At 64.8% G+C, this 20,257-nt stretch carries 20 protein-coding genes and 2 pseudogenes; 10 read left to right on the top strand and 12 right to left on the bottom strand.

What is annotated here, in order from left to right:
- The first annotated feature begins 22 nt into the window (after positions 1-22).
- Positions 23-1,570: a malate dehydrogenase (quinone) gene (mqo, locus tag LKE06_RS25070; RefSeq protein ID WP_228001820.1), complete on the top strand. Its 1,548-nt coding sequence runs from the start codon at positions 23-25 to the stop codon at positions 1,568-1,570.
- Here the strand turns inward: mqo and LKE06_RS25065 are convergent.
- The 3 genes from LKE06_RS25065 to LKE06_RS25055 are packed head-to-tail and all read right to left on the bottom strand — an operon-like array spanning position 1,518 to position 4,623.
- Entirely contained in the window at positions 1,518-2,297 is a 780-nt protein-coding gene (locus LKE06_RS25065; RefSeq protein ID WP_228001819.1) for an SDR family NAD(P)-dependent oxidoreductase, read from the bottom strand. The two genes, mqo and LKE06_RS25065, sit on opposite strands and share 53 nt — an antisense overlap.
- Entirely contained in the window at positions 2,294-3,250 is a 957-nt protein-coding gene (locus tag LKE06_RS25060) for an alpha/beta hydrolase (protein WP_228001818.1), read from the bottom strand. Before LKE06_RS25060 ends, LKE06_RS25065 begins: the two co-directional genes overlap by 4 nt.
- Positions 3,247-4,623 carry a flavin-containing monooxygenase gene (locus tag LKE06_RS25055; RefSeq protein ID WP_228001817.1) on the bottom strand — a complete coding sequence of 459 codons (1,377 nt, stop codon included), beginning with the start codon at positions 4,621-4,623 and terminating at the stop codon, positions 3,247-3,249. Before LKE06_RS25055 ends, LKE06_RS25060 begins: the two co-directional genes overlap by 4 nt.
- Positions 4,624-4,774: 151 nt before the next feature.
- Between LKE06_RS25055 and LKE06_RS25050 the strand changes: the two genes are divergently transcribed.
- On the top strand, positions 4,775-5,380 hold the full coding sequence (locus tag LKE06_RS25050; protein WP_228001816.1) for a TetR/AcrR family transcriptional regulator: 606 nt from the start codon (positions 4,775-4,777) through the stop codon (positions 5,378-5,380).
- Positions 5,381-5,424: 44 nt separating this feature from the next.
- Here the strand turns inward: LKE06_RS25050 and LKE06_RS25045 are convergent, their stop codons facing one another.
- Positions 5,425-5,625 (bottom strand): helix-turn-helix domain-containing protein, encoded by a 201-nt coding sequence (locus LKE06_RS25045; RefSeq protein WP_228001815.1) that lies wholly within the window; start codon positions 5,623-5,625, stop codon positions 5,425-5,427.
- Between LKE06_RS25045 and LKE06_RS25040 the strand changes: the two are divergent.
- A pseudogene (locus LKE06_RS25040) lies at positions 5,569-6,036 on the top strand (Tn3 family transposase). The gene LKE06_RS25045 and the pseudogene LKE06_RS25040 sit on opposite strands and share 57 nt — an antisense overlap.
- 366 nt (positions 6,037-6,402) lie before the next feature.
- Here the strand turns inward: LKE06_RS25040 and LKE06_RS25035 are convergent.
- Positions 6,403-6,732, bottom strand: a complete 330-nt coding sequence (locus LKE06_RS25035) for a hypothetical protein (RefSeq protein ID WP_228001814.1) — start codon at positions 6,730-6,732, stop codon at positions 6,403-6,405.
- Between the two features lie 104 nt (positions 6,733-6,836).
- On the opposite strand from LKE06_RS25035, the pseudogene LKE06_RS25030 reads away from it, so the two are divergent.
- Positions 6,837-7,067 (top strand): annotated as a pseudogene (locus LKE06_RS25030) (IS5/IS1182 family transposase); the annotation flags it as partial.
- A gap of 177 nt (positions 7,068-7,244) precedes the next feature.
- Here LKE06_RS25030 and LKE06_RS25025 read toward each other — a convergent pair.
- From LKE06_RS25025 to LKE06_RS25010, 5 genes are all read right to left on the bottom strand, one after another.
- Positions 7,245-8,795 carry an amino acid permease gene (locus LKE06_RS25025; protein ID WP_228001813.1) on the bottom strand — a complete coding sequence of 517 codons (1,551 nt, stop codon included), beginning with the start codon at positions 8,793-8,795 and terminating at the stop codon, positions 7,245-7,247.
- Positions 8,796-8,940: 145 nt separating this feature from the next.
- Positions 8,941-9,213, bottom strand: coding sequence for an aromatic-ring hydroxylase C-terminal domain-containing protein (locus tag LKE06_RS33350; RefSeq protein WP_372477426.1), 273 nt, complete (start codon positions 9,211-9,213; stop codon positions 8,941-8,943).
- 102 nt (positions 9,214-9,315) lie between these two features.
- Positions 9,316-9,795, bottom strand: a complete 480-nt coding sequence (locus LKE06_RS25020) for a carboxymuconolactone decarboxylase family protein (RefSeq protein ID WP_228001812.1) — start codon at positions 9,793-9,795, stop codon at positions 9,316-9,318.
- Positions 9,792-10,871 (bottom strand): NAD(P)H-dependent amine dehydrogenase family protein, encoded by a 1,080-nt coding sequence (locus tag LKE06_RS25015; protein ID WP_228001811.1) that lies wholly within the window; start codon positions 10,869-10,871, stop codon positions 9,792-9,794. Before LKE06_RS25015 ends, LKE06_RS25020 begins: the two co-directional genes overlap by 4 nt.
- Positions 10,872-11,166: 295 nt before the next feature.
- Positions 11,167-11,829, bottom strand: a complete 663-nt coding sequence (locus tag LKE06_RS25010) for a hypothetical protein (protein ID WP_228001810.1) — start codon at positions 11,827-11,829, stop codon at positions 11,167-11,169.
- A gap of 207 nt (positions 11,830-12,036) precedes the next feature.
- Between LKE06_RS25010 and LKE06_RS25005 the strand changes: the two genes are divergently transcribed.
- Both LKE06_RS25005 and LKE06_RS32965 read left to right on the top strand, forming a co-directional pair.
- Positions 12,037-12,444, top strand: coding sequence for a hypothetical protein (locus tag LKE06_RS25005; protein ID WP_228001809.1), 408 nt, complete (start codon positions 12,037-12,039; stop codon positions 12,442-12,444).
- Between the two features lie 31 nt (positions 12,445-12,475).
- Positions 12,476-13,369 carry a DUF302 domain-containing protein gene (locus LKE06_RS32965; protein ID WP_308188434.1) on the top strand — a complete coding sequence of 298 codons (894 nt, stop codon included), beginning with the start codon at positions 12,476-12,478 and terminating at the stop codon, positions 13,367-13,369.
- Positions 13,370-13,425: 56 nt separating this feature from the next.
- On the opposite strand, the gene LKE06_RS24990 is transcribed toward LKE06_RS32965, so the two are convergent.
- A complete protein-coding gene (locus LKE06_RS24990; protein WP_228001861.1) occupies positions 13,426-14,421 on the bottom strand; it encodes an Acg family FMN-binding oxidoreductase in 996 nt (331 codons plus the stop codon).
- Between the two features lie 239 nt (positions 14,422-14,660).
- On the opposite strand from LKE06_RS24990, the gene LKE06_RS24985 reads away from it, so the two are divergent.
- The 4 genes from LKE06_RS24985 (at position 14,661) to LKE06_RS24970 (ending at position 19,441) form a co-directional block, all read left to right on the top strand.
- On the top strand, positions 14,661-15,425 hold the full coding sequence (locus LKE06_RS24985; protein WP_228001808.1) for an SDR family oxidoreductase: 765 nt from the start codon (positions 14,661-14,663) through the stop codon (positions 15,423-15,425).
- Positions 15,422-16,951, top strand: coding sequence for a bifunctional aminoglycoside phosphotransferase/ATP-binding protein (locus LKE06_RS24980; RefSeq protein ID WP_228001807.1), 1,530 nt, complete (start codon positions 15,422-15,424; stop codon positions 16,949-16,951). Before LKE06_RS24985 ends, LKE06_RS24980 begins: the two co-directional genes overlap by 4 nt.
- A gap of 29 nt (positions 16,952-16,980) precedes the next feature.
- The gene (locus tag LKE06_RS24975; protein WP_228001806.1) at positions 16,981-17,625 is read left to right on the top strand and encodes a response regulator; all 645 of its coding nucleotides are present in this window, start codon (positions 16,981-16,983) and stop codon (positions 17,623-17,625) included.
- A gap of 70 nt (positions 17,626-17,695) precedes the next feature.
- Positions 17,696-19,441, top strand: a complete 1,746-nt coding sequence (locus LKE06_RS24970; RefSeq protein ID WP_228001805.1) for a GAF domain-containing sensor histidine kinase — start codon at positions 17,696-17,698, stop codon at positions 19,439-19,441.
- A gap of 403 nt (positions 19,442-19,844) precedes the next feature.
- Here LKE06_RS24970 and LKE06_RS24965 read toward each other — a convergent pair whose 3' ends face one another.
- Positions 19,845-20,051, bottom strand: a complete 207-nt coding sequence (locus LKE06_RS24965; protein WP_228001804.1) for a hypothetical protein — start codon at positions 20,049-20,051, stop codon at positions 19,845-19,847.
- Between the last annotated feature and the right edge of the window lie 206 nt (positions 20,052-20,257).

Below are 20,257 nucleotides of genomic sequence, written 5' to 3'. Positions count from 1 at the left end.
CCGCAATCAGGGAGGTATCCGCATGCACGTAGCGCACACCGAGAATCCGAAACCGGTTGTCCCGGAGGGTATTCTGGACGTAGTTCTGATCGGGGGTGGCATCATGTCCGCGACGCTGGGCGCCATGATCGCCAAGGTTCAACCGGACTGTTCGATGGTCATGTTCGAACGCCTCGAACAGATCGCGGCGGAGAGCTCGAATGCGTGGAACAACGCCGGGACCGGGCATTCGGGGTTGTGCGAATTGAACTACATGCCCGATCCGGACGATCCGGCGAAGGCCGAGCAGATCGGCGGGCTGTTTCATCTGTCGCGGCAGTTCTGGGCCGCGCTGGTCGAGGACGGCCCCGTCACCGAACCTGCCGCATTCATCAACCCTGCCCCGCATATGGACGTCGTGTTCGGCGACCGTGACGTGACCTATCTGCGTCGCCGATTCCAGACACTGCGGTCATTGCCGCTGTTCTCGGCGATGCGGTACAGCGAGGATCCCGAGGTGATCGCCGAGTGGGCGCCGCTGCTGATGGCCGGCCGCGACCGCACCGAGCCAGTGGCCGCCACCCGATACGAAGTCGGCACCGACGTCGACTTCGGTGCTCTGACCGGTGCATTGGTCGATGTGATGACCAAGGCTGGTGCACGGGTGAAGCTCGAGCATGAGGTGATCGGACTGAATCGCGACCCGGAGGGGATCTGGACGATCACGGGCCGGGACCGCGGTGCCAAGCGGCGCTTCACCGTTCGAGCCAGGTTCGTATTCGTCGGTGCGGGCGGCTATGCCCTCAAGCTACTGCAGAAGGCACGCCTGCCCGAAGTCCGTGGCTATGCAGTCTTTCCTTTCGGCGCGCAGTTCCTGCGGACCGACAATCCCGACGTGGTCAGCCGCCATGATGCGAAGATCTACAGCCAGGCGTCGCTCGGCGCGCCGCCGATGTCGGTGCCGCACATGGACAAACGCGTGGTCGACGGCCGGGAATCGCTGTTGTTCGGCCCCTACGCCACATTCAGCACTCGGTTGCTCAAACACGGCCGCCTCATCGACCTGTTCACCACTCTGCGCTTCCGCAATATCGCGGTCCTGCTGGCGGCCGGCATCCAGAACCTGGCACTGGTTCGCTATCTGATCGGGCAACTGTTCTCCACGCGCCGCGCGAAATTCGCACAGCTGCAACGGTTCTACCCGACCGCCGACCCCGCCGACTGGTATCTGGTCCAGGCCGGGCAACGCGCACAGTTGGTCAAGCCGGACGCTCGCAACGTCGGCGTCCTCACCTTCGGCACTGAACTGGTCACCGGGGCCGATGGGACGATCGCCGGGCTACTGGGCGCCTCTCCCGGTGCGTCGACGGCCCCCGCGATCATGATCGACCTTCTCGCGCGGTGCTTCCCCCGCGAAAAGGTCCGGTGGGAGCCGATGCTTCACAAGATGATGCCGGCCATGACCTCGCCGGTTGGTATCGACCAGCACCGCGTAGATGACAATCTCGAGCGGACCGGGCAGGTCCTCGGATTGGCGTCTAGCTCTCCCCCATCGCCCGCACCCGTGCCAGCATATCCGGATAGCGCTTGAGATGAGCCCCGCCATTGAGGTCGATGGCCGATCCGGTCATCCAGGCGGCACGCTCGGAAGCGAGGTACGCTGCGGCCTCCGCGATCTCCTCGGGATGGCCGCTGCGCCCCAATGGCGTGTTTTCCAGATATTCCTCGGTGAGCCCGGGCACGAAGGCTATCCCGGCGACGAGCGGGGTGTCGACCAGACCGGGATTGATGGCGTTGACGCGAATTCCGCGCGCCGCCAGCTCCAATGCCGCGACCTCGACCAACATCAGCACACCTGCCTTGGCGGCACAGTAGCCCGCCATTCCGGTGCCCGGTTGACGGCCGTTGAGCGAGGCGATGCAGGTGATGCTGCCGCCGTCCTCGAGATGCCGGCCGGCATATTTGATCACCAGGAACGTCCCGGTCAGACACACATCGACGGTGGTCTTCCAGTGTGCCAGTTCGAGTTCGGTGATCTGGCCCGGTAGCGACAGTCCCGCACAGTTCACCACCGCGTGCAGATCCCGCGCATCCGCGAATCCCGCGGCGACCGACGCTTCGTCGGTCACATCGAGACCGATCGCGGTCGCGGTGTCGCCGATATCGGCGGCTACGGTCCGGGCCGCTTCGAGATTCACGTCGGCGACCGTTACCCGGTAGCCGTCACGCGCCAGTACATGTGCGGTGGCCAGACCGATACCGGACCCGCCACCGATCACCATGGCCGAGCGAGTATGCGCGTCGCTGGTGTTCGTCATGCCTTCACCTTCCTGCCCGAAGCCTGCGAGTCACGCGCGGCATCGGTGAGATGTCGTATCAGAAAATGTAATTGATGATCGAGCACGGTATCGAACCAGTCGCTACCGGCGAACACGTCGAAGTGGTCACACGGATAGTGGCGGACCTCCGCGCGGGCGGCGAAAGCCGCCTTGGCCGCGGCGTGTGCCGGGGCGGCCCGGTCGAAATCGGCGATCTGCATCAGCACCGGCGCGGTGATGTGGGCGGCCCGCCGGTCGGCACGATAGCTGCCCAGTTCCAGCCCGATCGCCGCATCCACCTCGTTACGCCACGATGGCCCGGCCAACGCGGTATAGCTCTCGTAATATCCGTCGGCGGTCAGCGCGGCCTGCGCCCCCGGCCGGCCGACCAGCGGGATCATGACCCGGCGCCCACCGAATCGGCCCGCGACCGCGCTGCGGACGCTCGACACGGTGGATTTCGCGATCGCCGCGGCGCCTACCTGACCGAATGCAGTTCGGCCCGCGGCTAATCCGTTCACCAGTGGGACCACCGCAACCACCGCGCAGACGTCACGGCGCTCGGCGGCCACCGTGAGCGCGTGCCCGCCGGATAGCGAAATACCCCATACCACCAAGCGATTCGGGTCGACACCGGGCTGGGCGGCCGCCGCGTTCAAAGCCGCACGATAGTCCTCTGCCTGACCTGCCATCGAAACCCGCTGCCGCGGGTGCCCGTCGGAGGTTCCGAATCCCCGATAGTCGAAGGCGAACACGGCCAGCCCGGCCGCGCCGAGCCGTTCGGCGAACGGTTCCAGCCCGGCATCCTTGGTGCCGCCGAATCCGTGGGCCATCACCACGACGGGGCGACCCGCCGCCCCGTCGAATGGGCCATCGGGCGCACCGGCGAAATACCATGCGTCGCATTGTGTTCCGTGGGATGAAAAGCTGACCTGCTGATATTTCTTCGTCACTGCCGCACTCCCACCGGTTCGTCGGTCTCCGCTACTCTCGCCCACGCGGGCGGGCCCTGCACCCGCGCTCGCCGCGCACCGGCGGGGATCTCGCGCGCCCGCATATCGTGCTCGTAGAGGAAGTAGTCCACCTGCTGGGTGTGCCGGGCACTGGGCACCATATGCCCCGTGTAGTGCTGCTGTTCGGCCACGATCACCTGACGCATCGTGTCCGCCGACGGTAGGCGGTACCGGCCTACGGCATAGGCTCCGATCAGCCGCGCTTGACACTCCACGAAGGGGAACAGTGTCGGTGTGGACTGAGCGAATCCGGCGAACACCAGATCCTCCATGCCGGGCAGGAACATTCGCTTGTAGAGGTCGATGCGGTTGTCCGGTGCGCTGATGAAGTCCGGATCGAAGAAAGGGAAGGTGATGTTGTAACCGGTGGCGTAGATGATGATGTCGAAATCATCGGCTGTGCCGTCGGCGAAATGTACTGTCGCTCCGTCGAATCGGTCGATATCGGGTTTGGGTATGACATCACCGGAACCCAGACGCAACGGCAGCTCGACCGACTGCGTCGGATGCGCTTCGAAGAATTTGTGGTTGGGTTTGGGTAGACCGTAGTTCTCGGGACGGCCCGCCGTCAGCGGCTGCCCCCACTGCGCGATCTTGCGCTGCCAGGAGAACGGGATATACGGGCTGGTGCGGTAATACTTGTCGGCCGGCCGGCCCGCGATGTACTTCGGCACGATCCAGGCCCCGGAGCGAGTGGACAGCGTCAGCTTGTTGTCCAACGCTTTCGACGACAGTTCCACCGCGATATCGGCCGCACTGTTGCCCAGGCCCACAACGAGGATCCGCTTGCCGCTGAACTCCATCGGCGTACGGGGATCGATGTAGTGGTGCGCGTGCATGGTCTCGCCGGTGAACTCGCCCGGAAATTTCGGGTAGCGCGGATCCCAGTGATGACCGTTGGCCACGACCAGGAAGTCGAAGTGCCGCACCTCGTCTCGCTGGGTTCGCAGGTCCCAGCCGCCACCGGGCAGCCGGCGCGCGTGTTCGACGCCGTTGCCGAATTCGATTGATCGATTCAGATCGAAGGCCCGGCAGTAGTCGTCGAGATACTGCTTGATCTGGGTGTGGTGCGGGAAGTCGGGAAATTCCTCCGGCATCGGGAAGTCACGGAACGACAGCTGGTGCTTGGAGGTGTCAATATGCAGTGAGCGGTAGGCGCTGCTGTGCCCGTTCGGATTGCCGAATGCCCAGTTGCCGCCGACGCGGTCGGACGATTCGAAGCACACATACGGCACCCCGTAGTCGCGCAACATCTTGCCGGCGGTCAACCCGCTGATCCCGGCGCCGATGACCGCGGTACGCGGTTGATACATCACCACTCCTTTCACACCGATAGGTGAGTAGACAGATTGAGAATCCTGTCTACAAGTAGACACATTCTCAGATCTGTCCACACATTGCTAGAGTTTTCCCGAAACAAGCGGTGGAAACTCGCGCTCCGGCGCGGAGCGAAAGGGGCGGCACATGAGCGAAGCGACGACCACGACGGTGGTCGATCGGCTCTTGGACGCGACGCAGAAGCTGCTGGCGACCAAAGGGATTCGCGCGACCACGGTGATCGAGGTAGCCGAGGAGGCTGGGGTGTCGCGGGCCTGGCTGTATCGCCACTTTCCTGACAAGCCCGCCCTGATCGGCGCGGCGATCGTGCGGCTGACCGACAGCTGGTGGAACGACGCCCGCGCCGAGCTGGACACCATCGGCACCTTCGCCGACCAACTCGCCATCGGCGTGCGTATCGGCCGCGGCGCCTATGACGATCCGGGGGCCCTGCTCATGCGCCTGCGCACCGTCGAACCCGAGGAATTCGCCGCCTGCGCCGACGCCGGCGTATCCGCCCTGGTACCGGCCCTGGCCGCGTTCTGGCGCCCGTATATCGACCGTGCCGCCGACCATGGTGAAATCCATCCGGACCACGATCTCGCCGAGGTCGCCGAATGGGTGGCTCGCATCCTCATCAGCCTCGGCACGGTGCCGGGTGACACGATCGATCCCGACGACACCGCGGCCGTATCGTGCCACCTGCGACGGTACCTGTTACCCGCGCTGCGGTCGGCACCGGCCGATACCTGAGCGGGGCAGATCTTTCGAGCTGATCGCGCCATCCGGGCATGACGTCAGGATCGGCGGATAGCGCGGGGAGTGACGCCGAACCGCTGCCGGAAGGCCGTGCTGAACGTGCCGGCCGAGCCGAAGCCGAGTCCACATGCGATAGTGCCGATGCTCCAGTGACCGAAGGCGGGAGGGACTGCCGCGACGTGATGCGCGTGTTGCAGCACGGCGGGAACCCAACCCAACTCGGTATCGCGCTGGCGCATTTCGGGCGCATCTTCAAAACTCTGTATGTGTTGTCCTACGTCGACGCTGAACCCTACCGGCGCGACATCAAACGAATGCGCAACCTCCAAGAAGAGCGCCAGGGAGTGCTGCACGCGTTCCACGGCAGCAAAGGCGAGCTACGGGAGGCGTACCACGCCGGGATGGAGGACCAACTCGGCACGCTGGGCCTGGTGACCGGCTGCGTAACTCTGTGAAACACAATCTATTTGGATCGCATCCTCACCCAGCTCCGCGAGAGCGGTCACGAAGTCCGAGACGAGGATGTCGCTCGCCTGCACCCGTACCTGTACGCGCACATCAACGTCCACGGCCACTACGCGTTTTCCCCACCCGACCCCGACGCCGGGATCAGGCCGTTGCGCGATCCCGCCGCCGCGGACGAAGACTGAACATGTTCGCGCGCCGCGATGGCCTCGGCGAGGTCGTCGAGCAAGTGATTGTCGTCGGCGGGAGACAGCAGGGACCGTACCTCGCATACGGCGGCACCGCGCCCGTGAGTCCGTCGCTGAGAATGCAGTGGTCCAAGGCGTTTTCGATCGCGGCGGCGAGGTCACTGCCGGGGGTAGTCGGCTTAGAGCGCCCGGCAGTAGGCGTCACTTCAGGCGCTTTGTGATGGGCGGTTGTCTCACCGGCAACGCGGGGGTGGGCGATGCATGAGCATGCGGAGCGTGACGATGGCGGCGGACAGGCAGAGGCCAGAAGGCCACGAGCCGACGCCAATTGCTCCCACTCCTCATCAGACGGATCGTGACGCTTCAAACTCTGATCTTCCATGGAAGTGATTCATCAGACTGCCAAGTGATCGGAGAGGGCACCCTCGATTCTGCCGTGATCCTCGCCTCATCAGCCGAACGGTGTGTCCCGGAATCAGGCCAGAATGACGCATCGTCGCGGAGGCCGTGGAACGACACGTAGTAGGCATGTCCGTCCGCATCAAGGAACGGCTCCTCGCCCACCGCGAGTGTGCCCTCTTCTCGGGCCACCTCGTACCAGAAGTCGCAGTCGAGACGGACGACGAACACCGGCATGGGGACAACGTCGGCATACAGCCACGAACCCGTGGCAACGATCTCGCGGTCGTTCATGTTGACCAGATGCTACGCGCCGCCCAGCCGTCAGGTCGCCGCATTTCCCGCATGCGGTAACCCCGCGTCGGGCGGCGGCAAAGCAGGCACGAGCCTGCGTGATCATGGAGCCTGTCGTGCCATCATGCCTGCTCGAACCCCCGTGGGGCCAGTTCGCGGCGCTGCTGCCCGAGCACATGGACACGCATCCGCTCGGCTGCCACAACCCGCGCGTCGCTGACCGAATCGTCTTCGAGCACGTGATCGCAGCACTGGTGCACGGCTCCGGCTACGGACGGATCGCCAGCCCCGGCTGCTCCGACCGCACGATCCGACGCCGCGTCAAGTATTGGGCCAGTTCGTGGCGGCCCGCGATAAATTCATCTACACCGAGAACCTCACCGAGGTCACGGAGGACGCGCCACCACCGAAGCCGCGCACCGCCGCCAATCAGCTCGAGGGCGACAGCAAGCTCATGAACCTGCTCCGTAATGCCGGCGACGCGGCGTCCGGCGAGAACGCCCCGGCCAGGTTCACGGCCGCGAGCCCCCACCGCCTTGGAATCGCTTCCCCGGCTCGACGACGATCACTTCTGGATCGGCGGCACGCCCTGGCCACGGCCTTTCGGCCACCACCGGAAACTGGCCAGTATGGTCGTGGCGAATCGCCGCTATTCGCAATACCTTTCGGCGGGCGAGGAACCAGCCACCGACCAAAGCCGGAACCAGCACCAGGAGCATGACCAGTACCGCGGCCCGCTGCGTCGCGTCATCGCTACAGGCCATCAGGAATACCACCCCCGCGAGGAAAACCAGCGTCGCAACGCTCGCATAGGGCACGCCGGCCATTCGCAAATCCGGACGTCGCGCCCGCGCTCGCCGCAACTGCAACTGGCAGAGCAGAATCGCGGTCCACGACACAATGGTGCCGAGCGCGGACACGTTCAATACGATCTCGAACGCGTGGTCGGGAACAAAAGCGTCCAAGCCCACCCCGATCAGCGCGATCGCACCGGTTGCCAGCACGCCGATATAGGGCACCCCGATGCGCGACATTCGCGAGGCCACGGCGGGCGCACTGCCGTTCATAGACATCGAGCGCAGAATCCGGCCGGTCGAGTACAGGCCGGCATTGAGGCTGGAAAACGCGGCGGTGAGCACAACAAGATTCATGACAGATCCGGCAGCGGGTACACCGATCCTCGCGAAGAATGTGACGAACGGGCTCTCCCCGACCCGGAAAGCCGTATACGGCAACAACAACCCCAGCAGCACCAGCGAGCCGACATAGAACAGCGCGATCCGGGCAATCACGGAGTTGATCGCCCGCGGCATGATCTTCTCCGGATTCTCCGCCTCACCGGCCGCGATACCGACCAATTCGACTGCGGCGTACGCGAATACCACGCCGGTGGTGACGGTGATCAGCGGTAGCAGGCCGGTCGGGAACCAACCACCGTGATGCGTGACCACGCCGACACCGGTGGCTTCACCCCGAATCGTGAATCGCCCGGCGAGGAACACCGTCCCGATAATCAGAAAGCCGATCAGCGCGACGACTTTGATCAGCGCGACCCAGAATTCGAGTTCCCCGAACCAGCGCACCGAAATCAGGTTGGTACCCACCACCACGATCAGGGCCAGCAGCGCGATCACCCAGTGCGGGATGACCGAGAACGCTCCCCAGTAGCGGACATAGGTGGCGATGGCGGTGATATCTACGATCCCGGTCATGCACCAGTGGAAGAAATACATCCAGCCGACGGCGAAGGCGAACTTCTCCCCGTAGAACTCGCGAGCGTAGGAAACGAACGAACCCGAGGAGGGCCGGTACAGCACCAGCTCGCCGAGCGCCCGCAGGATGATGAACACGAACACCCCGCATACGGCGTAGACCAGAAAAAGGCCGGGACCAGCGCCCGCGAGGCGTCCGCCCGCACCGAGGAACAACCCGGTTCCGATAACCCCACCGATCGCGATCATCTGCACCTGTCGGGCGTGCAGAGATTTGCGATATCCGACATCCTCGGCGTGCAGCACATCCGCTAGCGCCGATAGCTCCACAGGTCGCCGGGCTGCACTCATAACCAGACCTTCCATGTGACGCACATCATATCGCCAAGTAATGTACCGCTATTGAACGTTCCGTTCAACAGCGCGCTATTGGGCGACGGATTCGGTCGGCAGTGCGGACAAATAGCTACGGCGGTATCGCGGCGCCCCGCAAGCGCTACTCGGGCGCGCCGAACCAGCGGGTCCGCGCGAGGGTGAGACCGCCGAAGTCGGCTGCATCGCTGGCCCAGGCTACGTGCCCGTCTGGGCGGACCATCATCGCCGCGAGGTCACGGTGCCGGTGGGGTTTCGCGGCTGGTCGAGTCGCATCAGGGCGATCTGCACCCGGGTCTCGATGTAGGTATCGCCGGGTGCGCCTCGAGCAGGCAATCCCGAAAGGCAACAAAAATATCGGGGTCCGGCGATCTTTAGCCGCACGACTGGTGGACACGTTGCGAAGGTCCCCAACCTCGCGACGTGCGGACCCTGATCGGCGTGACGACTCGCGAGCGGATCGGCACCGTTCGCGGCCGTCACGCCCTACCGGCGGCGGTCAGTGGCCCGGAAGAACGCAGACGGTGTCGAGGCCGAGGACGTGGTTGAGACGGCCGAACGCCAGCCAGGAGCCGATGCTCATGCTCAGTTCGACGATCTCGGTTTGGGTGTAGCTGGCGGTCATACGCGCCCAGAATTCATCGTCGAGATTGTGGTGGTCCTCGGCGTAGCGTTCGGCGTATTCGGCGGCGAGGCGGGTGCGGTCGTCGAAGGAATCGGTTGTGCGCCAATTGGTTACGTCGTCTGCGAACTCTGGCTCAACCTTCTGGCCGTCACGTTCGGTGCGCCAGTCGAGGCAGAAGACGCAGCCGTTGATTTGCGCGATGCGCAGCCGGGCGGCTTCGAATTCACGCAGGCCCAATGTGGTGTGCGAGTAGACCGCGAGGGAGAAGTTCGATGCCGCCAGGCCGATGCCGGGAACCATTTCGCCCCAGACATAGCCGATCGGGTCCTTGCCCTCGGGGATATCGATGTTCATAGCTGTTTCCTTCCGAGCTTGCCGACCGCTGGCCGCAGTGGGACATCGAGCGCGTCGTAGAGCCCCGGTTCCGCGGCGGCCAACCAATCGATGGAATTGACCAACCGCCCTACGGCAGTGGCGTTTCCCCCCGCCGCGCGATTCCCGTCCTCGGCGTCGGCTTCGATGGTGACCTCGATACGTGGATCGCCCTCGATGATCACGCGGTGCGCGCCCGCACCGTCGGGCGGCGCGGGCCAGCCGGGCGCGCAGGACGGATGTATCCGCGTGACATGCTCGATGACAATGCGCGGCTCGCCCTCGACAATGCCCTGCACCTCGAACCGCACCGCGCCCTGCGTCCGCGCCTCGAACTCACCCATCGTCTTCGTGGTGATGGTGGTCTCGAGCGGACGCCGGTCCAACGTCTCGCGGATCTCGTCCAGATCGACACCGAGCGCGCGGGCGATCAGCCGAATCTGCCCGCCCCACACCATAGTTGGGATGCCCGGCGCGGTCATCGGCGGCTGGTAGTCCATCGGCTGACCCATGCCGACCAGGTAGCGGACCGAGTCGGGCTGGTCGTAGGTCGAGTAGTCGAAGATCTCCTGGCAGCGGATCGAATCCACGGTGTGGCCGAGTCCGCTGAGCAGGATCGGTAATACATCGTTGCCCCAGCCCGGGTCGACGCCGGAGACGAAAAGGGAGCCACCACCCTCGGCGATCGCGGCAAGAATCGGATCCCGCAATTCCGGCGGCGCGTTGCGCGGATCGTAGAGTGCGTACAGCGCGGGTGTGACGACAACAGCGCCAGCACGGATTGCCCTGACAATATCGGCCAGCGCATCGTCAGGCCGAATATCGCCCGACGCCGCATAGACGACCGCGCGCGGGCGCGCCGCGAGCATCGCCTCGACATCATCGGAGGCCGCAATCCCAAGCTCGCGATCCAACCCGGCCAGCGCACCCGCGTCACGCCCAATTTTCGCCGGATCGTGCACCAGCACACCGGTCAAGTCCAGCTCGGGATGCGCTTCGATGGCACGAATGGCGGCCCGGCCGACATTCCCCGTGCCCCAAACGATCGTTGGGATCATCGGCCGAGACTAGCAATCGCTTGGTCAGGTTTCCGGAATATCCGCAATCTGGCAGCGACAGTGAGACGGCACATCCTCGACCGCAACGTGAATGTGCCCTCGAGACACCGCGCATCGCCGAAACACGACACGAACTGCTGCGACGTACATCACCCCACCCGAGAGTGTGGTGATGCACTGCAGGCCTGGATAACTGATGAGGTGAAGCTGATCGACTTCGAGACCGCCCTTCCGAGCGCAGTCGAGGAGTTGTCCGGCCCGTAGATTGCAGCGCGGCCGCGAGGACGCCTTTTACTCACACCATGGCAGCTCGGGTTTGCGCGTACGCGATGACATCCTCTGCGTCCGCCGACACATCTCGTTCCGCGAAGCATGTTCGGAGCTGGTCGAATGCGTCGTCGAGTTGTGGTCCCGGCCCTCGATCGGCGAGCAGGACAACGATCGCCTCCCAGGTACCGATCGGAGGGTCGGGATGGGTGAGCAGCTCATCGAGGTACCGATCCGGCTCCACCAGCCGTAATGCTCGGCGCGCGTAGGCGTGTACACGGCCGGGCAGTTCGGCGCGGATGGTGTCGATATCGGTTTGCAGCACGTGCTGAGGTTGAGCCGGGTCGAGCCGCAGGGACCACAACGTGGTCAGCTCATGCGGCAGGGTGCGGGTGTTGAGCAGATCGGGGCCGGTCGCCTCTTCCAGCGGTGTGGGCGAGAGGCCCAGCTGCATGTTGCGCCAGTTACCGAATTCCCACCAGGCTGTTGGTGTGGCGCTCAGCTCCAAGCCGAACCTGATCGTCTGCTGTCCGCTGGTCCATGTGCGGGAAATTCGGGTACGGCCGACGGAGGCGACACCGCCCGGCTGGACCCGCACCCACCTCGGTTCGGAGCCGTGAAACCCATACGGTTGCAGCAGCTTTCCTGTTTCACGCAGCAGGCGGCGCAGTGCCGATTCGGGTCTGACCATCCCCGCAGAGTAACGAGGTGCAGCACCGCGAGCGCGGCCCGGGCACGCGAGGTGACCGCCAGGCCGGCAATAGCAACGCACTCAGCACCCGCCAGCGCCACCATACGTGGGTTCGTCCGCCGGACACCGATGCCGAAAGTCCCTCGGCATGCGTCAGTTCGGCACTGTGCGAGGGCATCGCTCGGTCGTAGCGTCGAGGTCGAAGCAGTGTCCACAGCGGAGGAGACCGGCATGCGGGTCCGGATCGTCTACGAGTCGACGTTCGGCAATACCGCCACCATCGTCAAGACCGTCGCGGCAGCCCGGGCCGAGGCGCCGGTCAAGGTCGATGTCGGCATGCGGGAATGGCTCGACTCCACACTGCCGGTACCGCCGGGCTCCCGAGCCGCGGCCTTCTGCACCAAGACCGCGATACCGTCCTGGTTCGCGGGATCGGCCGCGCGCGGTGTCGGAAAGCGGTTGCGGCGCTTGGGTTATGAGCTGACCGATGCACCGGCGGACTTCCTCGTCAACGGTCCCCTCGGCCCGGTCGCAGCAGGCGAGTTGGAGCGTGCACGGGTCTGGGCGGATCGCCTCGCCCATCGCGAACTCGACCGCGACGCGCACCGGTCGTGAGATCGGAGCAGCAGTGATGTCGTATTGCGTCGTGGTCACCGAATCGACCACCACCACCATGCTCGAGCTGCGCCGCACAGTGCGCGCCGACCATTCCGGCGACGATATAGCCGCTGGCATGCGGGCACTCTATGATCTGGCCGCACGCACCGGACTCGCACCCTCCGGCCCCCCGTCAACAACGTATTTGGGCATGCTCGGACCGGGTGCGAGCACCGAGGTGGACTTCGGTCTCCCGGTGACCGACGCCGTACTCGATGGCGCCGCCGAACAAGTCAGCTTGCGCCGTGTCGAGCCGGCCCTGTTCGCCGGCACCAGACACCACGGCGACTACAACCACATCGGTGATGCCTACCGCGCGCTCGACGATTGGATCCACACTTCCGGCTATCAACCGGTGGGACCACCTACCGAGGTGTATCTGGTGACACTGGAACAGGCGGTACGGCCCGGCGATCTGGTGACCGAGATCCGCAGACCGATCGCCGCAGACCTCGCCGTCCGGGTGTCGGCGCTGTTCGCCGATACGGTCTCGGAAATTCGAAAGGCATTAGCCGAACAAGGTTTCGGCGTCATGACCGAGATCGATGTGCGCGCCACCCTGCGGATGAAGCTCGGCGTGCAGATTGACGAGTATCTGATTCTCGGTGCTTGTAACCCGCTCCTCGCGCAGCGCGCGCTGACCGCTGATCCCCGGGTAGGTCTGCTACTGCCATGCAATGTGGTGGTACGCGCAGACGCCGACACCATACTCGTCGAGGCGGCCGATCCGGTGTTGCTGCTGCGCGGCGAGGTCCTGCACCACGCCGACCAACTAGAACTGCGCGCGGTTGCCCGCGAAGCGCGCGACCGCCTGGCGGCGGCCCTGGAGATTATGGGAAAGCGCCTGGAAGCCGCCGAAAAACGGTCGTTCGATCAGAGGTAGTCCAAACGCTCGGCCGAGCCATCAGCTCGCAGGCCGGTGGCCTGCTGTGCTCCCCTTCAGCATGCTGCCGCCCCGGCAGTATCGAACGGGTCTACCACGTCCTCGACTGCCCGACGCGGCGTAATGGGCAGTTGCTCGGTGCTCGTCGGTGCCCACCCGATCCTGATCACAGCCTGCGGATATCCGTAGTCGTCGAGAACGCCGACACGGACCCGGCGGCGCAGTACCGGGATCGCGAGCGATTCGGTCAGCACACAGGTGGCCAGACCGACGTTCGTCGCCGTCAATAGCACCGCGCTCAATGCCTCGCCCGCGCACAGGCGGGAGACCCGATCGTCGGCCGCGGTGCCGAGCACGAGTAGTTCGGCGAAGTCGGGTTCGTGGGCCTCGTCGACCAACTGGGCACCGGCCAGCGCCCGGGGTGGCGACTCATCTCCGGCTCGGAGTCGCGGAGTGCTCCCGGCGGGCACCCCATCCGGTGTCCCATGTCCGCTACTCCACTCGGCCGATTCGAGTTGATACTCCGGGTCTTCGGCGTGCTGTTCGGCCGCGAGGCGCAGGGTATCGACCAACCGGTCACGCGACCGGTCGCTCGCCTGTCGCACGATCGCGCCCAGTGTCGCGGCGCGTTCGGTGACCAGCCCAAGGTATCCGGGCGGCACCGGCCATGAGCTGAAGTGCCTGCGATCGGTGCGTCTGCGGGTGATCGCGGCGCTCAGCGCGATATCTTGGGGAGTCGGCCGATGCCGTACCAGTTCGATCGATGCCAGGTGGTTCGGGTCTGCCGGAGTCGGCAGCCGATGTACCACCGCCGACCAGCCCAACGCGGCGAATGCGATGCGCAGATGATGCAGTGCCGCGCCACAACTCAGCACGAGGTCGCGTTGATCGGGATCCGTGGACGGCAGCGCCCGCGCCGGATCCAGGTACAGACGCACGCCACGATCGCCGATCCGCCACCGCCACGGTTGGGTGTTGCGCACCGACGGCGCCCGCACCGCGAGCTCCAGCGCCGCCTTTGCGGTGTGATCATCGGGCAGTCCGCGGTCCATTGTCGTCATCATTTCCTTTCCTTCGTCTCGATTCACGCTGCCACCGATGCGAATGTGCCGGTTAGAGCAGGACGACCCCTCCTGGCGGGACTTCGGACGCCGCTTCACCAGGGCGCGAAAACGGTCCAGAAGTCCCGCGACATCGATGACCTTCGGCCATCACGCCACCACGTCCGGTGCGAAATCCTGAGTGCACCAGCGAAAACTCTGGGTGCATCACGAAAACGGAGGTTGACACTATGTCCGAATTCAACGGCCGCAGCGCCGTCGTCACCGGCGGTGCGCGCGGCATCGGCGCGGCCATCGCGTATACCCTCGTCAAATCCGGCCTCCGCGTCGTCATGGCCGATCTCCTCAATGCCGAGGGTATGGCGAACGCCGAATCCCTCGGCGCGGCAGCGATATTCCGACACCTCGATGTCACCGACGAACCTGGCTGGCGGCAGGTGCTCGACGATGCCGAAGCAAACTTCGGACCACTGGCCGTTGTGGTGAACAATGCCGGCATCCTCGACTTCGGTGGCATCGAGTCCGAATCTCCCGCGATGTTCCGACATGTTGTGGATGTCAACCTGTTCGGTGCCTGGCTCGGCATGCACCTGGCGGCCCCGCGGTTACGGGCCAATGGCGGCGGCGTGATCGTCAACATCTCCTCGACCGCGGGCCTGGTCGGCTACTCCGGGATCGCCGGATACGTGGCGAGCAAGTGGGGCTTGCGCGGATTGACCAAAGCCGCCGCGCTCGAGCTCGGCGACGCCGGGATCCGGGTCTGCTCAGTACACCCCGGCCCCATCCACACCCCGATGACCGCCGGTTTCGACACGAGTATGACTGCGGGACAACCACTTCCACGTTTCGGTGAACCAGCAGAGGTCGCGGCGATGGTCGGTTTCATCGTCACCGAGGCCACATTCTCGACCGGATCGGAATTCGTCATCGACGGCGGCGCCACCGCTGGCATGACACTCGTCAAACCCGCCCAAACGGGCGGAACGTGGCAATGAGCGCGGCGCCACCCGCCCAGTTGCGGGAAACCCACACCGGTGTCGTGGTGCTCTGCGGGGACCGGGCGTACAAAACGAAGAAACCGATCACCACCGACTTCCTCGATTTCAGCACGACACCACAGCGCGAACGCGCCTGCGCGCGGGAGGTCGAGTTGAACCGACGACTGGCACCGGATGTGTATCTCGGCGTCGCGCACCTGACCGATCCGGCCGGTGGCCCCGACGAACCGGTAATCGTCATGCGGCGGATGCCGGAAGACCGACGCCTGTCCAATGTCCTCGCCGACCCGATGGCGCGCGGATCGGAACTATCCGCGCTGGTGCGGGTGCTGGCACTGTTCCACCACACGGCGCGGCGCGGTCCGGAGATCGACCGCGCCGCAACACCAGAGGAACTACGCGGACGCTGGCGCACGCTGCTGCACCCACTCGCGGAACAATCGGCCGACCTAGTCGACCCGATCCGGCTCGCACGCATCGATGAACTCGCGATGCGATATCTCGAGGGCCGAAAGCCATTGCTGGCGCGGCGGATTGCCGATGGCCACATTGTCGATGGTCACGGCGACCTGCTCGCCGAGGATATCTTCGATCTCGCCGACGGCTTCCGCGTGCTCGATTGCCTGGACTTCGACGATCGCCTGCGCTACGTCGATTGTCTCGACGACATCGCCTTCCTAGCGATGGATCTCGAATTCCTCGGCCATCGCGATCTCGGCGACCGACTGCTCGACGGCTATCTCCGAACCACCTCCGACCCGGCGCCCACCTCGCTGCGCGATCACTATGTCGCCTATCGCGCACTGGTCCGCGCGAAGGTCGATGTCATCCGCTTCGGGCAGGGCGAGACGGCGGCACTTGAACGCACACACGGACATCTGCGGATCGCCGCGCGCCATCTGGAGCAGGCCGCAGTGCGGTTGGTCCTCATCGGCGGCCTCCCCGGCACCGGAAAATCGACCGTGGCCACCGAACTCGCGGCAGCCACCGGCGCGGTCGTCGTCTCCAGCGACCATGTGCGTAAACAACTCCTGTCCGGACACGAGGTCACCGGTTCGATCGGCACCTACGCCGCCGGCGCCTATACCCCGGCGGGCAAGGCCCGCGTCTACACCGAGATGCTGACACAGGCGCGAGCGCTGCTGGCCGCAGGCGTGTCCGTCATTCTCGACGCGAGCTGGATCGACGCGACCGAACGGACTCGCGGTATCACGCTCGCCGAAGAAACCCATGCCGATCTGGTGGCACTGCGGTGTATCTGCCCGCGCGAACTGGCGAGTCACCGAATCCGGCAACGAGCGGCCGGCGAATCCGATGCGACACCGGATATCGCCGACGCCATGGCGACCGCGGCATCCTCGTGGCCGGATGCGATAACTCTCGACACAGCCCAACCGGTGGACCACACCACGGCCGCGGCGATTCGTGCCTGGCAGCAGGCCGAACCGAACGCAACAAGGGACTTCCGTCACCAAACCGGTGCCCTTCTGCTGTCCGCGCAGCCCGGCCCCTCAGTAGGCTGAAAACGACACTCGAGGGAGGTGTTTTACCGATGACCAGCGTCTTCTTGGTCGATGACCACCAGATCGTGCGACGCGGTGTGAAGGACCTGATCGACGTCGAACCCGATCTCGAGGTGATCGGCGAGGCGGGCACCGTATCCCAAGCGCTCGCGCGCATTCCCGCACTACGCCCCGATGTCGCGGTTCTCGACGTCCGACTGCCCGACGGCAACGGCATCGAACTGTGCCGCGACCTACTCAATCATCACCCCGACCTGCGGTGTCTGATTCTCACCTCGTTCACCGACGAACAGGCCATGCTCGACGCCATCCTGGCCGGGGCCAGCGGCTACGTGGTCAAGGACATCGGCACCCTTGAATTGATCGACGCGATTCGCGAGGTCGGCGCCGGCAAATCCCTGCTCGACAATCGCGCCGCCGCCGCGCTCATGGCCAAACTGCGCGAAGCTGCCGAAGCCAAGACCGGGCCGCTGGCCGGACTAACCGACCAAGAGCGAAAACTGCTGGATCTACTCGGTGAGGGGCTGACAAATCGACAGATCGCCGCCCGAATGTTCCTGGCTGAGAAGACGGTCAAGAACTACGTATCCCGACTGCTGACCAAACTCGGTGTGGAGCGGCGTACCCAGGCCGCCGTCTTGGCCTCCAAGCTCGGCACACCAACGCATGAGTGAACTTGTCGCCCGGCCACCATTCACCTGACAGTATCCATCCCCCAGTGGCGGACTGTGCAAGGATCGATGTATGGAAGGCAGTTCGTCTGAGCTGGCGGCGATCGGTGCGACACCGGTGACCGAGACGCTGTCCCAGTTACGGCTGCGTGAGCTGCTGAATGAGGTCCAAGATCGGATCGCGCAGATCGTTGACGTGCGCGATCAAATGGACCGGTTGATCGAGGCCATGCTGGTCGTCACCGCCGGACTCGACCTGGACAACACGCTGCGCTCGATCGTGCACACCGCCATAGAGCTGGTCGACGCCGAATACGGCGCGCTTGGCGTCCGCGAAACCGAAAAGACCAACATCCAGCTCGCCGAATTCGTCTATGAGGGCATCGACGACCGGACCCGCGTCCTGATCGGCGATCTGCCGCGCGGTCACGGTGTGCTCGGCCTACTCATCGAACAACCGAAACCCATTCGGCTAAACAACCTTTCGACCCATCCATCATCGGTGGGCTTTCCCGCGCACCATCCGCCGATGCACTCCTTCCTCGGTGTTCCGGTAAAAGTCGGCGACGAGATATTCGGCAACCTGTATCTGACCGAGAAATCCGGTAGCCAGGAGTTCACCGAAGACGACGAGGTCGTGGTACAGGCCCTGGCGGCCGCGGCAGGCATCGCTATCGCCAACGCCCGGCTCTACGAACAGTCCCGCACCCGACAGCAGTGGCTCCAAGCGACTCAGGATGTGGCCACTGAACTGCTGGCCGGTGGCGAACCGAACGAGGTGCTGGAGTTGGTCGTCGGTCGGGCGCTGGGACTTACCCAGTCGGCGTTCGCGTACCTCGCGCTGCCCGACGATCCGGATATCCCGCACGATGAGGTGACCGATCTCGTGGTCGTCGCCGCCGCGGGCATCGATGCGGAAAAGTTGACCGAACGATGCATTCCGATAGCCGATTCGCACTCAGGAATCGCGTTCCGGGAGAATCGGGTGCTGCAGGTCGATCGGCTGAAACTAAGCCCCCTGCTCGACAACCCGGCCGAATTCGGTCCCGCGCTCATACTGCCGTTGCGCGCCGGAAAGGCCGTGATCGGTGTGCTCACCGTCCTGCGGCCGGCGAAGGCCGCGCCGCTCGACAACGCCGGGCAGGCCATGATGGCTGCCTTCGCTACTCAGGCCGCCCTGGCACTGCGACTGGCCCAGAGCCAGCGCCGCAATCGCGAACTCGATGTACTCTCCGACCGCGACCGGATCGCCCGTGACCTGCACGACCACGTCATCCAGCGACTATTCGCGGTCGGTCTCGCGCTGCAGGGCACGGCGCAACGAGCCCGCGTACCCGAGCTCAAAACCCGGCTCACCGAAACCATCCAGGACATCCAGTCGATCGTGCAGGACATCCGCCACTCCATCTTCGACCTGCACGACAGCACCGAAGCAGACGCCCCGACACTGCGTAAGCGCCTGCACGGCGTCATCGCGGACATGATCGACGAAAGCGGGCTGCGCACCACAATACGGCTGGCTGGACCGGTGTCCGTACTGGCGCCGCCACTGTCGGAAGACGTCGAGGCGGTGCTGCGCGAAGGGGTGAGCAACGCCGTGCGGCACGCGTCGGCCACCACGGTATCGGTCCACGTCAGTGTGCGCGACGATGTCACCATCGAGGTGACCGACGACGGTATCGGCGTGCCCGATGACTTCGAGCGAATGAGCGGGTTGGCGAATCTAGCGGCACGTGCCGAGCAGTCAGGCGGCACCTTCAAAGTCGAACGGCGTCTCGAAGGCGGCACGGTGCTGCGCTGGTCCGCCCCACTTCCCTGACGAGCAGCCGACCTTCGGCCTCACCGTTCGGGACACCGAAGACCCTGATCACGACCCCTACCGTACCGGCACGGTGAATCATCGTGAGCCGCACGACATTCGGCACCCCTTCCACACCAAACCCGGCGAGAGCTCGCCCGACCCCGGCGCGGCCACGGCGACGATCGACGGCAGGCGAACACCTCCTGCGCCGCTTCACGGACGGAAATAGTTGTACCGCAGAACCACTCGATTCGGCGGCGTGCCCGGCTCTGCCGAAGACTGCACGAGAAGCCGCACAGCCGGTGGTCGGTCCAACGCCGGCACCGCAAATGACGACGTAACCTATTGCCGTGCCACTACTTCGAACGGTCCGTCGAGACAATGACGGGCCCTTCGAATCCGCACGCCAACGACGGCACCGCTACGTCAGATTGCCCTCGATGCTCGAGCTCACCGATCGCCACGACGCCCCGGGCCGCTCTGCCTCCGGATCGAATTCCCACCGCGAAATCGGTTCGGCGGCTTTCCAATAGAGCGCACCGCGTCCATCCGCTACCACCTGATATACGTCATCGGAACCGTCGATCAGCTGATTGCCGGCGAAGAGTCCCAGCACCTTTGATCGCATTCGCGCGGTCCGGACGGCTTCGGATGAGCGAGGGAATTCACCAGTAGTGGCAAGCGTGGTCACGGGAGGGAAGTTCGAGTCATGGCCAATTTTCCTACTTATCTACTAAGCTGAACAGTAGATGAAGGATCTGAGATTTTCGGCATCCGCACCAACAGGGCCGGATGATTTTCTCGAATACATTCTGTTACACCTAGTTTCGATAT

Source organism: Nocardia australiensis, assembly GCF_020733705.1.
Classification (GTDB): domain Bacteria; phylum Actinomycetota; class Actinomycetes; order Mycobacteriales; family Mycobacteriaceae; genus Nocardia; species Nocardia australiensis.
Note: the sequence above shows the minus strand (reverse complement) of the source record. Positions and strands in the feature narration are given on the sequence as shown.

Bases quoted from the DNA above. Each gene is read 5' to 3' on its own strand.
- mqo (WP_228001820.1), top strand. From the start codon at position 23: ATGCACGTAGCGCACACCGAGAATCCGAAACCGGTTGTCCCGGAGGGT.
- LKE06_RS25065 (WP_228001819.1), bottom strand. From the start codon at position 2,297: ATGACGAACACCAGCGACGCGCATACTCGCTCGGCCATGGTGATCGGT.
- LKE06_RS25055 (WP_228001817.1), bottom strand. From the start codon at position 4,623: ATGTATCAACCGCGTACCGCGGTCATCGGCGCCGGGATCAGCGGGTTG.
- LKE06_RS25050 (WP_228001816.1), top strand. From the start codon at position 4,775: ATGAGCGAAGCGACGACCACGACGGTGGTCGATCGGCTCTTGGACGCG.
- LKE06_RS25045 (WP_228001815.1), bottom strand. From the start codon at position 5,625: ATGCGCCAGCGCGATACCGAGTTGGGTTGGGTTCCCGCCGTGCTGCAA.
- LKE06_RS25035 (WP_228001814.1), bottom strand. From the start codon at position 6,732: ATGAACGACCGCGAGATCGTTGCCACGGGTTCGTGGCTGTATGCCGAC.
- LKE06_RS25025 (WP_228001813.1), bottom strand. From the start codon at position 8,795: ATGAGTGCAGCCCGGCGACCTGTGGAGCTATCGGCGCTAGCGGATGTG.
- LKE06_RS25020 (WP_228001812.1), bottom strand. From the start codon at position 9,795: ATGAACATCGATATCCCCGAGGGCAAGGACCCGATCGGCTATGTCTGG.
- LKE06_RS25015 (WP_228001811.1), bottom strand. From the start codon at position 10,871: ATGATCCCAACGATCGTTTGGGGCACGGGGAATGTCGGCCGGGCCGCC.
- LKE06_RS25010 (WP_228001810.1), bottom strand. From the start codon at position 11,829: ATGGTCAGACCCGAATCGGCACTGCGCCGCCTGCTGCGTGAAACAGGA.
- LKE06_RS24990 (WP_228001861.1), bottom strand. From the start codon at position 14,421: ATGGACCGCGGACTGCCCGATGATCACACCGCAAAGGCGGCGCTGGAG.
- LKE06_RS24985 (WP_228001808.1), top strand. From the start codon at position 14,661: ATGTCCGAATTCAACGGCCGCAGCGCCGTCGTCACCGGCGGTGCGCGC.
- LKE06_RS24980 (WP_228001807.1), top strand. From the start codon at position 15,422: ATGAGCGCGGCGCCACCCGCCCAGTTGCGGGAAACCCACACCGGTGTC.
- LKE06_RS24975 (WP_228001806.1), top strand. From the start codon at position 16,981: ATGACCAGCGTCTTCTTGGTCGATGACCACCAGATCGTGCGACGCGGT.
- LKE06_RS24970 (WP_228001805.1), top strand. From the start codon at position 17,696: ATGGAAGGCAGTTCGTCTGAGCTGGCGGCGATCGGTGCGACACCGGTG.
- LKE06_RS24965 (WP_228001804.1), bottom strand. From the start codon at position 20,051: ATGCGATCAAAGGTGCTGGGACTCTTCGCCGGCAATCAGCTGATCGAC.